Origin of the sequence: Streptomyces sp. NPDC002680 (assembly GCF_042889145.1) — a bacterium.
In the GTDB taxonomy this organism is placed as follows: domain Bacteria; phylum Actinomycetota; class Actinomycetes; order Streptomycetales; family Streptomycetaceae; genus Streptomyces; species Streptomyces adonidis.
This window is the reverse complement of record NZ_JBIAQP010000021.1, coordinates 69,681-83,822: the sequence shown is the minus strand read 5'-3', so window position 1 is coordinate 83,822 and position 14,142 is coordinate 69,681. Positions and strand designations below refer to the sequence as shown.

The window sequence follows — 14,142 nt, the reverse complement described above, 5'->3', positions numbered from 1 at the left end:
GTACCCCTGAGTTGTCTCGTAGCCCTAGATCACCAGTGACAGCAGCAGGACCAGCGCGCCCGCGACCACGGAGATGATCGTCTCCATGACCGACCAGGTCTTGAGGGTCTGCGGGACGGTCAGGCCGAAGTACTCCTTGACCAGCCAGAATCCGGCGTCGTTGACATGGCTGAAGAAGAGCGAGCCGGCGCCGATGGCCAGGACGAGCAGGGCCGCGTGGGTCGTCGACATGTTGGCGGCCAGCGGGGCCACGAGGCCCGCCGCCGAGACTGTGGCGACCGTCGCCGAACCCGTCGCCAGCCGGATCGCCACCGCGATCAGCCAGGCCAGCAGCAGGGCCGGGATCGACCAGTCCTCGGAGATCTCCAGGATCATCTTGCCCACGCCGGAGTCGATCAGCGTCTGCTTGAAGCCGCCGCCCGCGCCGACGATCAGCAGGATGCCCGCGATGGGCGCGAGACCCGTCTCGACGATCCGGGAGATCCGCTCCTTGCTGAACTCCGCCGGGCGGCCCAGCGTGAAGATGCCCACGAGGACGGCGGCGAGCAGGGCGATCAGCGGGGAGCCGGCCACGTCGAAGACGCGCTGCACCATGTGCGTCGGGTCGTCGACGATGATGTCGACCAGCGCCTTGGACAGCATCAGGACGACGGGGAGGAGGATGGTGGCCAGGGTCGCGCCGAAGCCGGGGCGCTTCGCCAGGTCCTCGGAGGGGCGCTGCGGGATCATGCGGTCGGGGGCCGGGACGTCCACCCAGCGGGCCGCGTACCGCGAGAACAGCGGGCCCGCGATGATCACCGTGGGTATGGCGATCAGGACGCCGAGCGCCAGCGTCACGCCGAGGTTGGCGCCGACCGCGTCGATCGCGACCAGCGGGCCGGGGTGCGGCGGGACCAGGCCGTGCATCACGGACAGGCCCGCGAGGGCCGGGATGCCGATGCGCATCAGGGAGTAGTTGCCGCGCTTGGCGACCATCAGGACGACCGGGATCAGCAGGACGACGCCGACCTCGAAGAACAGGGGCAGGCCGATCACCGAGGCGATCAGCACCATCGCCCACGGCATCGTCCGGCCCGACGCCTTCGCCAGGATCGTGTCGACGATCTGGTCGGCGCCGCCGGAGTCGGCGAGCAGCTTGCCGAGGATCGCGCCCAGGGCGATCAGGACGCCCACACCGGCCACCGTCGCGCCGAGCCCGGTGGTGAAGCTGGCTATGGCCTTGTCGAGCGGCGCGCCCGCGAAGGCGCCCAGCGCGAGCGAGCCGATGGTCAGGGCCAGGAAGGCGTGCAGCTTGAACTTGGTGATCAGCAGGACGATGAGCGCGATGCCCGCCAGCACGGCGACACCCAGCTGGGCATGGCCGGCCGAGGTGATCGGCTCGACGGTGTCCGCTGCCAGCATCTCGACGCTGAGTCTGGTCACGGGGGTTCCCTTGTAATTGAAGTGTTTCGGGGCGTTTTGGAGTGTTTCGGGAGTTCGGGAAGTCAGGAGTTCAGGAAGTCAGGCGCTCTGGAGCGAGGAGAGCGCGGCCACCGCCCGGGCGGTGATCTCCTCGGGGGTGCCGGAGACGTTCACGGCGACACCCACCTCGTCCGCTTCGAGCGGCTGGAGGGTGGCGAACTGGGAGTCGAGCAGCGCCGTCGGCATGAAGTGACCCTGGCGGTGCGCCATCCGGTCCTCGATCAGCGCCCGGTCGCCGGTGAGGTGCACGAAGACCACGCCGGGCGCGGCGGCCCGCAGCCGGTCGCGGTACGACCGCTTCAGCGCCGAGCTGCTCACCACCCCGCCGAGCCCGGCCCGCCCGTGCGCCCACTTGCCGATGGCGTCCAGCCACGGCCAGCGGTCCTCGTCGGTGAGCGGGGTCCCGGCGGTCATCTTGTGGATGTTGGCCGCGGGGTGGAAGTCGTCGCCCTCGGCGTACGGAACGCCCAGCCGCGCCGCGAGCAGGGGACCGATCGTGGTCTTCCCGGTGCCCGCGACGCCCATGACCACGACGACGTGGGGGGTAAGCGTCTGCTGCATGGACGCAATGAAACGCATTAGGTACGACAAATTCAAGACCCTGCAATGAATAAGTCTGACTTTTTAAGAGTGTGACGCGCCCCGTACTCTGAGTGCATGAGCACACCGGGTCGAGGGCTGCACGGCCATGTACTGGAAACCCTCGGACCCGCGATCACCGCGGGCGAGTACCCGCCGGGCAGCGTTCTGCGCACGGACGAGCTGGCCCAGCGCTTCGACGTGTCACGTTCGGTGATGCGGGAGGCGGTCCGGGTCCTCGAATCGATGCACCTGGTCGAGTCCCGCCGCCGGGTCGGCGTCACGGTCCGCCCCAAGGCCGAGTGGAATGTGTACGACCCTCAGGTCATCCGCTGGCGTCTCGCGGGCGCCGACCGCCCCGGGCAACTGCGCTCCCTGACCGTGCTGCGCTCCGCGATCGAGCCGGTCGCGGCGGGCCTCGCCGCCAAGTTCGCCACCGCCGAGCAGTGCGCGCAGCTCACCGAGTGCGCGCTGGGCATGGTGGCCAACTCGCGCGGCCACCAGCTGGAGGGCTACCTCGTCCATGACGTGGCCTTCCACCGGGTGATCCTGGAGGCCTCCGGCAACGAGATGTTCGCCCGGCTCGGGGATGTCGTCGCGGAGGTCCTGGCCGGCCGTACGCATCACGAGGTCATGTTCGAGGACCCCGACCCGGCCGCCGTCACCCTGCACGTCCAGGTTGCTGAGGCGGTTCGCGAAGGCGACGGTGAACGCGCGGAGCGGCTCACCCGGGAGATCGCGGTCGGGGCCCTCCAGGAACTGGACATTCTCGCGCCCTAGTACCGGCTAGACGTCCTGGTCGATGTCTCCGTCGACGTACACCCAGGCTCCGTCCACTCGCTCGAACCTGCTTCGCTCGTGCAGCGAACCGCCCTGGTAGGAGGCCCGGAACGTCACGGTCCCGGTGGTGTGGAACGCCGTACCGTCGCCCGTTCCGAGGATCTCCAGGCCCGTCCACCGCATCCCCGCGTCGAACTCGACGCGGGCGGGGCGGGTACGCGGGTGCCAGGTGCGCAGCAGGTACGGCTCGTCCCGCTTCACGAAAGCGCTGTAACGCGAACGCATGAGCGCCTCGGCGGTGGGTGCCGCCGCCTCACCCCGGTGGAATCGGCCACAGCACTGCTCGTACGTCTCCGCAGGACCGCACGGGCATGTGGAGCTCTGGGCAGGGGCGGAAGGGCGTTGCCGCCGGGGATGCGAGGTGCGTCGGGACATGGCCCCCATTCTCCTGCATCACGATCTGTCCGGCGGGGAGAAGCGCCCCACAGGGGTGCGGGGAACTGCGCGACCAGCCCCCACGCACCCGCAGGCAACCACTAAGCGGTAGACGGCGGATAAGAGGGCCGCGCAGGCACCCGCGGCCCTTCCACCACCGGCGAAGATGCCGGCGCCGGCGGAGTCGGCAACGCCGGCAACGCCCCCTGGAACAGCCACGCGGTGAACAACTCGTCCAACGGCTCCGAGGCGAACCGAGCCACATAAGCAGTGAAGGTCCCCGTACTCACCGACCCACCCCGATGCAACCCAGCCCACCCCCGCAGCATCCGGAAGAACGCCTCGTCCCCCAGAGCACACCGCACCGCGTGCACGGTAAGCCCACCCCGCTGGTACAACCGGTCGTCGAACATCAACTTCCGCCCAGGATCCGCGAGTCGAAGATCCTGCGGCCGCCCGGCCAGCAACCGATGCGCGACCGCGGCATGTTGCTGCGCACTACGCCCACCCGACCGCTCCGACCACAGCCACTCCGCGTACTTCGCGAACCCCTCGTTCAGCCAGATGTGCCGCCAGTCCGCGATGGACACACTGTTCCCGAACCACTGGTGGGCCAGCTCGTGCGCGACGAGCCGTTCCGAACTCCGCGCCCCGTCCACATGGTTGGCGCCGAACAGCGACAACCCCTGTGCCTCGACGGGCACATCGAGTTCCTCCTCGGTCACCACGACCGCGTACTCACCGAACGGATACGGCCCGAACAGCTCCTGGAACAGCTCCATCATGGCGGGCTGGCGAGCGAAGTCCCGGGAGAACTCGGGCAGCAACTCGGCCGGAATATGCCCGTGTTGGGGCACGCCACCGAGCCCCGGGTCACCGAGCAGCACGGTCTGGTACTTCCCGATCGACAGACCCACCAAGTAACTCGACGTCGGCGCGGACTGCTCGTACACCCACGTGGTCGTGGAAGCCTTGGTCGTTCGAGTCAACAACCGCCCACCGGCGACGACCGAGTACGCCGACGGCGTAGTGATCGAGATCTGGTAGGACGCCTTGTCGGCGGGCCGGTCGTTGCACGGGTACCAGGACGGCGCCCCGATCGGCTGGCTCGCCACCAGCGCCCCGTCCTCCAGCTCCTCCCAGCCGAGCCCGCCCCACGGGCTGCTCACCGGCTTGGGATTGCCCGCCCAGTGCACCTCGACGGTGAACGCAGCACCGACGCGCAGAGGCTTCGCGGGACGGATGCGCAGCCGGCCGCCGCGGTGCGTGTAGTGCGCGGCCTTGCCGTCCACCCGTACCCGGCCGATCTTGAAGTCGCCCAGGTTCAGCTGGAATTCGGCGAGCGGGGACCGGCCCGCTATGGCGTTGATACGGGCCGTGCCCGCCAGCCGGTTCGGGCCGGGGCGGTAGTCCAGCGCGAGCTCGTACCGGTGCACCCGGTAACGGGCGTCACCGTTTGCCGGGAAGTACGGGTCCGAACCCACTGTCTGCTGAACGCTCACTGCTGAGTCTGCTCCCTGCGCTGTGCTCGTACGTGGTGCCGGAGATACACCGTCCTCTGCCCCGGTACCCGGACGAGCCGCGCCCACCGCCTTCAGGAACGCCATGACTCGATCGGGTTGCCCAGCCAGCGGGTGTCGTCGGGAACGGACTCCGCCGCCATGACCAGCGACGCGGGACCCAGAGTGGACCGGGCGCCGACCGTGGAACCGGGCAGGACGATCCCGCCAGGACCCAGCGTTGCGCCCTCACGGAGGACCACAGTATCCGTCCGCAAGATCCGGTCGTGGAAGAGGTGCGTCTGGAGCACGCATCCCCGGTTCACGGTGGCCGCGTCCTCGATGGTCACCAGGTCGGTCTCGGGCAGCCAGTAGCTCTCCACCCAGACCCCCTTGCCGATGTGCGCGCCGAGCCCGCGCAGCCACGCCGACATCACCGGCGTACCCGGCACGGAACCCGCGAGCCACGGCACGGCGACGACCTCGACGAAGGTGTCCGCCAGCTCGTTCCGCCACACGAAACCGCTCCACAGCGGGTGCTCACCGGCACGGTGGCGCCCCACGAGCGTCCACTTGGCGACGATGGACATGACACAGGCGAGCGCGCCGACCCCGAGCAGCACCAGGCCGCCCAGCAGCCAGAACCACGCGCCCAGCACACTGAACGCGGCGACCGTCAGCACGGCCAGCCCGGCCGAGCAGAACACCGGCACGATCCGGAACAGCTCGACCAGGGCCCGCGCCCACAGCAGATGCGCGGGCGGGTCGTACGTACGGCTCTGATCGCCGCCGCTCGCCGCCCGGGGCAGCTTCATCGGGGGCAGACCCAGGTACGAGCTGCCCTTCTTCGCCTTCTTCGGCGTGGCCGACAGGACCCCGACCAGCCCGCCGTCCGGTACCGACCGACCCGGCGCGGTCATCCCGGAGTTGCCCAGGAAGGCCCGCCGCCCGATCTCGGCCCGCCCGATCCGCAGCCAGCCGCCACCCAGCTCGTACGGCGCGGTCAGCGTGTCGTCGGCCAGGAAGGCGCCCTCGCCGACCGTCGTCAGGCTCGGCAGCGCCAGCACGGTCGACACCTCGGCGCCGCGCCCGATCCGCATCCCGAGCAGCCGCAGCCACACCGGAGTGATCAGCCCGGCGTACAGCGGGAAGAGCGTCTCGCGGGAGCGGTCCATCAGCTGCGTGACCGTCCAGGCCTGCCAGCCGATCCGGCTGTGCGTGGGATGCGTACCCTCGCGCAGGCCCAGACTCAGCAGTCGTACGGCGATCAGCAGCACCAGCGCGTACGCCAGACCGAAGGCCAGTGTGGCCGGTACCAGCGCGAGCGCGACGCCCCGCAGGGCGGCACCGAGCCCGGCGCTCGGGTCGACGAACAGGCTCGTGACCAGCAGCGCGACCGCGCCCGCCAGCACGGGCAGGGCACTCAGCGTGAACCCGGTGATGCCGTACATGGCCCGCCAGGCGCGCCCGCGCTGCGGACGCTCCTTCGGCCAGTTCCGCTTGGCCTTGCCCAGCTTGACGGCCGGTGCCCCGGCCCAGCGCTGCCCGGTCGGCACGGTCCCGGCGACCGCCGAACCCGGCGCCACCTCGGCCCGCTTGCCGACCCGCGCCCCAGGGAAGAGCAGACTGCGGGTCCCGACGACAGCGCCGGCACCCACCTTGACCTGCCCGATCTCCAGGCGGTCCCCGTCCAGCCAGTGACCGGAGAGGTCCACCTCGGACTCGACGGCCGCCCCACGCCCCAGCTTGAGCATGCCGGTGACCGGCGGCAGCGAGTGCAGATCGACGTCCGCCCCGACCTTGCCGCCCAGCGCACGGGCGTACCGCTCCAGCCAGGCCCCGGTCAGCGAGGTCGCCCCGCTGAACTCGGCGAGCCGCTCGGCCGTCCAGAGCCGAAGGTGCACGCTGCCACCGCGCGGATAGCGTCCCGGCTTGACGCCCCGCAGCAGCAGTCGCGCCCCACCGGCCGCGAGCGCGAGCCGCCCGGGCGGGGAGAAGAACACGGCGGCCCCGGCGGCCACCGCCCACCACGACGTGCTCGGCGCCCACGGATAGGCACCGAACCAGTGCAGTACGTTCGCGGCGGCGGCCAGCGCGACCGCCCACCGGAGTCCGAGCAGCGAGAAGAGCGGAACCAGCAGGAGAAGCTGGAGGGCCTTGGCGCGCAGCGGCACCGGTGCGATGATCCGCCCGCTGGTGTCGTCCTGCGCGGACTCCTCCAGGTGCCGGGCGAGCGCGCGCAGCACGGGCTGCTGGTAGATGTCGAGGACGGCCGCGCTCGGGTAGCGCGTGCGCAGTTTCGTGGTCAGCAGGGCGGCGGCGAGACTGCTGCCGCCGATCGCGAAGAAGTCGTCGTCCGCGCCGCCGACCGGGATGCCGAGAACCTCGCCCCACTGCTCGGCGAGCCACGCCTCGGTGCCGTACAGCTCGGCGGCGGGCCCGGTCTCGAACCCCTCCAGCGGCCACGGCAGGGCGTTGCGGTCGACCTTGCCGGACGTACGCGTCGGCAGGTCGTCGACCGGCGCGAGCAGCGGCACCAGGGCGGCGGGCAGCTCGGCCCGCAGCCGCTCGACGGCGGCGGCCTGGTCCCAGCCGTCCTGTGTGACGACATAGCCGACCAGCAGCTGGTTGCCGCTGCGGGCGGTCCGTACGGCGGCTGCGGCACCGGCGACACCGGGCAGCGCCTGGAGCGCCGAGTCGACCTCGCCCAGCTCGATCCGGCGTCCGCCGAGCTTGATCTGCTCGTCGGCACGGCCGAGGAAGATCAGCCCCTCGGGCTCGGCCTTGACGAGGTCACCGCTGCGATAGGCCCGCTCCCAGCCGAGGGATTCGAGCGGCGCGTACTTCTCGGCGTCCTTCTCGGCATCGAGGTACCGGGCGAGCCCGACCCCACCGATCACGAGCTGCCCACTGGCGCCCATGGCGACGGGCTCCCCGGCCTCGTCGACGACGGCCAGCTCCCACCCGTTGAGCGGCAGCCCGATCCGAATGGGCTCCTCGCCGGTCATCAGGGAGGCACAGGCGACGACGGTGGCCTCGGTGGGCCCGTAGGTGTTCCACACCTCGCGCCCCTCCGTGACCAGCCGCTGCACCAGCTCGGGCGGGCAGGCCTCCCCGCCGAAGATCAGCAGGCGTACGTCGTTGAGGGTCTCGGGCTCCCACAGCGCGGCCAGCGTGGGCACCGTGGAGACGACGGAGATCTCCTGCTCGACCAGCCAGGGGCCCAGGTCGGCCCCGCTGCGGACCTGGGAGCGCGGTACGGGCACCAGGCAGGCCCCGTAGCGCCAGGCCAGCCACATCTCCTCGCAGGAGGCGTCGAAGGCCACGGAGAGCCCCGCCATGACCCGGTCGCCGGGCCCCACGGGATCGTCGGTGAGGAACAGGGCGGCCTCGGCGTCCACGAAGGCGGCGGCGCTGCGATGGCTGACGGCGACGCCCTTGGGCTTGCCGGTGGAGCCGGAGGTGAAGATGATCCAGGCGTCGTGCTCGACCCCGGGACGGCGCGCGGGCAGCTCGCTGCGGGCACCGGGGACGGTGATCTCGTACCCCGCCCCGACGACGGCCCGGACCTCGGCTTCGCCGAACACCAGCTCGGCGCGCTCGTCCGGGTCCTCGGCGTCCACGGGAACGTAGGCGGCACCGGCGGCCAGGACGGCCAGGATGGCGACGTACAGCTCATTGGTCCCGGACGGCACCCGGACCCCGACGCGGTCCCCGAGCCCGACACCCGCGGCGCTCAGCCGACGTCGTACGCTCTCCACCTCGGCGGCGAGCGCCCGGTAGGTGAGCGAGGTGGTGCCGTCGTCCAGCGCCGGCTCGTTCGGGTACGAACGTACGGTGGCGTCGAAAACGTCGACGAGCGTGCGCGGCGAGGCAGCGGGTCCCGCGGAGAAACGTGCGGTGTCGCCGAACCGTTCGCGGATCTCTTCGTCGAGCAGACCGAGAGCACTGCTCTCGTGGATGGCTGCCATCAGTCCTCGCGTCTCGTTCCCGGAGACATCCGGGTCGCTGGCGGGGGCCCGCAGGTCTGCCTGGGGTTGTCCTGCTCCAGCTCCGTTCCGTAACAAGCCGGAAATTTTAGTACGAGCCTAGGCTCGCGCCAGTCCGCATGCCACGTGGGAGCGCCGCAAGGGGGGCGCGCCGGGTGCGCCGGAGCCGTGGCCGATGCCCTGACCTGGTGATCTTCAACGGTCACCCGGACGGACGAGATATCGCCCACACACCCAGTGAAACACGGCAAATCGGTCAGCGGGCGGTCCATTTCTGGTTGTCCTGGCCGTTGCACGTCCACAGTTGGAGCCTGGTGCCGTTGCCGGTCTTCTGGTCCTTGACGTCGACGCACTTGTTGGCCTGTGGATTCACCAGGTCGTTGGGCGCGGCGAGGATGAACTGCTGGGCCGGATTGCCGCTGCACCTCGCCAGTTGGATGACCGCGCCGTCTGCCGTGGAGCCCCAGGCGACGTCCATGCACAGGCCGAAGGCGCGCACGGTGCCGTCGGAGTGGAATATCCACTTCTGCTGGGCCTTGCCGTTGCACGACCAGATCTCCAGCGGGGCACCGTCCTTGCCCTTGTCGCCGACGACATCGATGCACTTGCCGGACGCGTGGCTGAAGATGATGGCGCCGGGGACGACTGCCGGGGCCGTCGTCTTGGTGCTGGTAGTGCCGCTGTTGCTCGAACTGCTGCCGCTGGTCTTGCTCTTGGAGCCGGATCCCGTGCTGCTCTTCGAACCCGAGGAGTTCTTCGACGAGTTGGAGCCAGTGCTCTGCCTCTTGCTGGTGCTGCTGTTCTTCTCGGCCGTGCCGCCTGCCGTGCCCTTGCCGCCGGTGGGTGTCGGGCTCGGCGCAGCCTTCTTCGAGGGTGTCGCCTTCTTCGTGACCGGCGTCGGCTCGGCCGTCCCGAAGGCGCTCGGAGTCGCCCCGTCCAGTGTGTCGCCCAGCAGGGTGTCCGTCGTACTGCCTCCGGATGCGGTACGGACCCTGGTGTCGTCGTCGCTGCGGTTGCTGACCAGGAACGGCACCGACAGCAGGAGCGCGCCCGCGATGGCCGCGGCGGCCAGCATGGCCCGGGGCGGGCGGCCGGGGTGGCTGTTCTGCGCGGTGGCGGCGCCGCCGTCGGAGCCGTCACCGGCGGTGGCGATCTGCGGCACGGCGACGGCACTTGCCGCAGCGATGCCGTCCGGGCTCTCGCCCTCCGACTGCGCCTCGGGGGCGGATTCGGGCCGCGACTCCGGCTGCGACTCCGGATCCGGCTGTGCCTCGGATTCCGGCTCCGGCGCGGACACCGGTCCCGCGGCCGGTTCGGCCGCGAGCGGGGCAACGGCCGTGGGGGCGGGCGCGGTTGCGGTCGGGTCCGGCGCCGGAGCGGCGGCACCGGAGACCGGCTCGCCGGCTGCGGACTGCCCGTGGGGGGCGTTCTGTGCGGCGGTCATGACGTCCTCCTGGCGGAGCGGCGGTGGGGGGTGGAGGTGGGGTGTGGGGCCCACCGGGTACTGGAGCGCCGAGCACTGGGGCAGTGGATCAACGGGTACGGAACCGTATCGGTGTTCGGTCTGGGCCGGATCGGCGATCACGATATCCCGGCCGCCGGCGCGCGCCGTCGGCGAGTCCGGGAAAAGCAGAAAACCCCACGTGAAGTGGGGTTTCAGCGGCTTACCGTATGAGTGTCCGAGGGGGGACTTGAACCCCCACGCCCGATAAAGGGCACTAGCACCTCAAGCTAGCGCGTCTGCCATTCCGCCACCCGGACAAGGTGTCTGTCGCGCGGGGTTCCCCCCGTGGCGACGAGGGAAACATTACCAGGCTTTCGGGGGTGGCCGATCACCCCCTGTCGCCGCGTGAACGGTGTGTGACGGACCTCGGCCGGTCTTGGGGCGCGCCGGGTGGGAGGAGAGGATGGGGGAGGACCACCAGCAGGAACAGTGGGAGGTAGCACCGTGAGCGGGACGGACACGACCAGGGGCGTCACCGGCGAGGACGAGGTCGTGGACCTCTGCCGCGAACTCATCCAGATCGACACCAGCAACTTCGGCGACCACTCGGGACCCGGCGAACGCAAGGCCGCCGAGTACGTCGCCGAGAAGCTCGCGGAGGTCGGGCTGGAGCCGCAGATCTTCGAGTCGCACAAGGGGCGTGCCTCCACCGTGGCGCGCATCGAGGGGGAGGACCGGTCCCGGCCGGCGCTGCTCATCCACGGCCACACCGATGTCGTACCGGCCAACGCGGCGGACTGGACCCACCACCCGTTCTCCGGGGAGATCGCGGACGGCTGTGTGTGGGGCCGTGGGGCCGTCGACATGAAGGACATGGACGCGATGACCCTCGCGGTCGTCCGTGACCGGCTGCGCACCGGCCGCAAGCCCCCGCGGGACATCGTCCTCGCCTTCCTCGCGGACGAGGAGGCGGGCGGTACCTGGGGCGCGCGGCACCTCGTCGACAAGCACCCGGATCTCTTCGAGGGCGTGACCGAGGCGATCGGCGAGGTCGGCGGGTTCTCCTTCACCGTCAACGAGAAGCTGCGGCTGTATCTCGTCGAGACGGCCCAGAAGGGCATGCACTGGATGAAGCTGACCGTCGACGGCACCGCCGGACACGGCTCGATGATCCACAAGGACAACGCGATCACCGAACTGTCGGAGGCCGTCGGACGCCTCGGCCGGCACAAGTTCCCGGTCCGGGTCACCAAGACGCTCCGCCACTTCCTCGACGAACTCGGCGACGCGCTGGGCACCGAGCTGGACCCCGAGAACATGGACGCGACGCTCGCCAAGCTCGGCGGTATCGCCAAGCTGATCGGCGCCTCGCTGCAGAACACCGCCAACCCGACCCAGCTGGGCGCCGGTTACAAGGTCAACGTCATTCCGGGCCAGGCCACCGCGCACGTCGACGCCCGCTATCTGCCGGGCTACGAGGAGGAGTTCCTCGCCGACCTGGACCGCATCCTCGGCCCGAACGTGAAGCGCGAGGACGTGCACGCCGACAAGGCCCTGGAGACCTCCTTCGACGGGGCGCTCGTGGACGCCATGCAGACCGCGCTGGTCGCCGAGGACCCGATCGCCCGCGCTGTGCCCTACATGCTCTCGGCCGGCACCGACGCCAAGTCCTTCGCGGACCTCGGCATCCGCTGCTTCGGTTTCGCACCGCTGAAGCTGCCGCCGGAGCTGGACTTCGCGGGCATGTTCCACGGTGTCGACGAACGCGTGCCGGTCGACGCGCTCAAGTTCGGGGTGCGGGTCCTCGACCGCTTCATCGAGGCATCCTGAACGCTCCAATAATCGTCCGCATGTACGTAACTGACTGAGAAGAGTGAAGGCGCTCATACGGTCGTAGCCCTAATGCCTCCTCCTCGTTACTGGTGATGCGGTCCGCTACTCGGGATCGCATTGCCAACAAGGAGGAATAATGATCAAGAAGGTCGTCGCCGCTGCGGCTGCCACTGGTGGTCTGGTTCTCGCGGGTGCGGGCCTGGCCGTCGCCGACGCGGGTGCCCAGGGTGCTGCCGTGCACTCCCCGGGTGTCCTGTCCGGCAACGTTGTTCAGGTTCCCGTTCACGTCCCGGTGAACGTCTGCGGCAACACGATCTCCGTGATCGGGCTGCTGAACCCCGCCTTCGGCAACACCTGCGTCAACAACTGATGCTGCGCCTCGCACTGTGAGGTTCTGACTCCCAGTGAGTCTGAGCCTGTCGGCCCCGGAACGCCTCATGCGTTCCGGGGCCGACAGGTCGTTTCGGAAGGTTCACGACACATCATTTGAAGGCAGGGATGCAGGAATGCGAGAGGTCACGCGCAAGGGCCTGATGACCGTGGCGGCCGCGACAGGCGTGATGGCCGCCGCCGGCGGCGCCCAGGCGCATGCCGACTCGGGTGCGCACGGCGCCACCTCCAACTCACCCGGTGTGCTGTCCGGCAACACGGTGAGCGCACCGGTGAGCGTGCCGGTCAACGCCTGCGGCAACACCGTGAGCGTCGTCGGTCTGCTCAACCCGGCGATGGGCAACAAGTGTGCCAACGGCGGCGGTGGCGGCAAGGGCGGCGGGAACGGCTCACCGGGCGGACACGGCAACCACGGCAACCAGGGCGGTCACGGTGACCAGGGCCACCACGGTGGTCATGGCGGCCAGGGAGGCCACGACTCGTCCGGCGGGTACGGCGAGGGCGGAGGGTACGGCGGCCACGGCTCGCCGGGCGGCTACGGCGGCTACGGCGGGTACGACGGCCATGGCGGGTACGACGGCCATGGCGGGCACGGAGGCTACGGCGGCCAGGCCGGGTACGGCGACTCGGGCGCCCCGGGTGGCTTCGGGTACCCGGGCGGTCCTGGCTACCCGGGTGGCTCCGGCGACTGGGCGGAGTGGAGCAACTGGGAGGGCTCGTACGCCGGCGGATACGCCACCGACTCGCCGGGCGTCGGATCCGGCAACCACGTGGAGGCGCCGGTCAGCGCACCGGTCAACCTCTGCGGCAACACCATCGACGTCGTCGGTCTGCTGAACCCGGCGCTGGGCAACGACTGCTCGAACACCGGGGACGACTCGGGCGGCGGCCACCCGTCGCCCCCTCCTGAGACCGGCCACCCGGGCACACCCCCCGGTTACGGTGAGGAGGCCCCGCCCCCGGGCTACGGCGAGGAGACCCCGCCCCCGGCCGGCCCCGAGCAGCCGCACCAGCCGGAAACCCCTCAGCAGCCGGGTGGGCCCGAGCAGCCGGGCGGTCCGCAGACCCCCGGAAACCCCCAGCAGCCCACCACCCCGGAGCAGCCGGTCACCCCGCACTACCCGGCCACTCCGCAGCACCCGGGAACCCCGGCGCAGCCGAACGGACCCTCCAGGCCCGGGTCGCCGCTCACGCCGCCCGGTTCCCCGCGCGCTGTGACACCTCCGACCGGCTCCTCCTACGTCGACCAGAGCGGTGCGCGGACCGTTCCGCAGCCCCGGGCCGCGCAGCTCGCGCACACCGGCGGTGACCTGCCGCTGGGTGTCGCCCTGCCGGTGGGCGCGGGCATGCTGCTCGCGGGCACCGTCCTCTACCGCAAGGCACGCCCCCAGGCGTAGACCCGTACGGAAACTCCGTACGAACGGGAGGAAACCGTCGCACGGGCACCCGGCGGCGCACTGAACGGAGCGGGCCCCGCAGACGCGGGGCCCGCTCCGTTTCGGCTGTGTCAGCTCACCATGTGGCGCGCACCTGGCGAATGATCCGACGACGCAACCGCACCCTGCGGCTGCCGTCGCGCAGCAGGCTCAGTCGGTCCAACTCCCAGTGTCCGTACTCGGCATGGTCCGTCAGCAGGCGTGTGGCTTCCTTGCGGGTGACCCCGCGCGGTACGTACACGTCGACAAATTCGTATTCCGGCATCGCATCTATTGTGCGGGCAGAGGCCCGGTAC

Annotated in this window: 11 protein-coding genes and 1 tRNA gene; 4 read left to right on the top strand and 8 right to left on the bottom strand. The window is 70.6% G+C overall.

Annotated elements, in window-relative coordinates:
* Positions 1-24: 24 nt before the first annotated feature.
* Together ACFYXF_RS41510 and ACFYXF_RS41505 are read right to left on the bottom strand one after the other, a co-directional pair.
* Complete coding sequence (locus ACFYXF_RS41510; protein ID WP_389357581.1) at positions 25-1,422, bottom strand: gluconate:H+ symporter; 1,398 nt, start codon at positions 1,420-1,422, stop codon at positions 25-27.
* Positions 1,423-1,500: 78 nt separating this feature from the next.
* Positions 1,501-2,022, bottom strand: coding sequence for a gluconokinase (locus ACFYXF_RS41505; RefSeq protein ID WP_389357579.1), 522 nt, complete (start codon positions 2,020-2,022; stop codon positions 1,501-1,503).
* A 96-nt stretch (positions 2,023-2,118) separates the two neighbouring features.
* Between ACFYXF_RS41505 and ACFYXF_RS41500 the strand changes: the two genes are divergently transcribed.
* On the top strand, positions 2,119-2,820 hold the full coding sequence (locus tag ACFYXF_RS41500) for a FadR/GntR family transcriptional regulator (RefSeq protein ID WP_389357577.1): 702 nt from the start codon (positions 2,119-2,121) through the stop codon (positions 2,818-2,820).
* A 6-nt stretch (positions 2,821-2,826) separates the two neighbouring features.
* Here ACFYXF_RS41500 and ACFYXF_RS41495 read toward each other — a convergent pair whose 3' ends face one another.
* The 5 genes from ACFYXF_RS41495 to ACFYXF_RS41475 form a co-directional block, all read right to left on the bottom strand.
* Positions 2,827-3,255: a YchJ family protein gene (locus ACFYXF_RS41495; protein WP_389357575.1), complete on the bottom strand. Its 429-nt coding sequence runs from the start codon at positions 3,253-3,255 to the stop codon at positions 2,827-2,829.
* 101 nt (positions 3,256-3,356) lie between these two features.
* Positions 3,357-4,757, bottom strand: coding sequence for a M1 family metallopeptidase (locus tag ACFYXF_RS41490; RefSeq protein ID WP_389357573.1), 1,401 nt, complete (start codon positions 4,755-4,757; stop codon positions 3,357-3,359).
* Between the two features lie 92 nt (positions 4,758-4,849).
* On the bottom strand, positions 4,850-8,725 hold the full coding sequence (locus ACFYXF_RS41485; protein WP_389357571.1) for a Pls/PosA family non-ribosomal peptide synthetase: 3,876 nt from the start codon (positions 8,723-8,725) through the stop codon (positions 4,850-4,852).
* 274 nt (positions 8,726-8,999) lie between these two features.
* Positions 9,000-10,187, bottom strand: coding sequence for a ricin-type beta-trefoil lectin domain protein (locus tag ACFYXF_RS41480; RefSeq protein ID WP_389357569.1), 1,188 nt, complete (start codon positions 10,185-10,187; stop codon positions 9,000-9,002).
* 232 nt (positions 10,188-10,419) lie between these two features.
* Positions 10,420-10,504: transfer RNA gene (locus ACFYXF_RS41475), tRNA-Leu, on the bottom strand.
* A gap of 187 nt (positions 10,505-10,691) precedes the next feature.
* On the opposite strand from ACFYXF_RS41475, the gene ACFYXF_RS41470 reads away from it, so the two are divergent.
* The 3 genes from ACFYXF_RS41470 to ACFYXF_RS41460 all read left to right on the top strand — a co-directional run bounded on the left by ACFYXF_RS41470 (position 10,692) and on the right by ACFYXF_RS41460 (position 13,807).
* Positions 10,692-12,017, top strand: a complete 1,326-nt coding sequence (locus tag ACFYXF_RS41470) for a M20/M25/M40 family metallo-hydrolase (protein WP_389357567.1) — start codon at positions 10,692-10,694, stop codon at positions 12,015-12,017.
* Between the two features lie 139 nt (positions 12,018-12,156).
* Positions 12,157-12,390 carry a chaplin ChpH gene (chpH, locus tag ACFYXF_RS41465; protein ID WP_053742306.1) on the top strand — a complete coding sequence of 78 codons (234 nt, stop codon included), beginning with the start codon at positions 12,157-12,159 and terminating at the stop codon, positions 12,388-12,390.
* Between the two features lie 136 nt (positions 12,391-12,526).
* Entirely contained in the window at positions 12,527-13,807 is a 1,281-nt protein-coding gene (locus tag ACFYXF_RS41460; protein WP_389357564.1) for a chaplin family protein, read from the top strand.
* A 115-nt stretch (positions 13,808-13,922) separates the two neighbouring features.
* Here the strand turns inward: ACFYXF_RS41460 and ACFYXF_RS41455 are convergent, their stop codons facing one another.
* Complete coding sequence (locus ACFYXF_RS41455) at positions 13,923-14,111, bottom strand: DUF5703 family protein (protein WP_018549191.1); 189 nt, start codon at positions 14,109-14,111, stop codon at positions 13,923-13,925.
* Between the last annotated feature and the right edge of the window lie 31 nt (positions 14,112-14,142).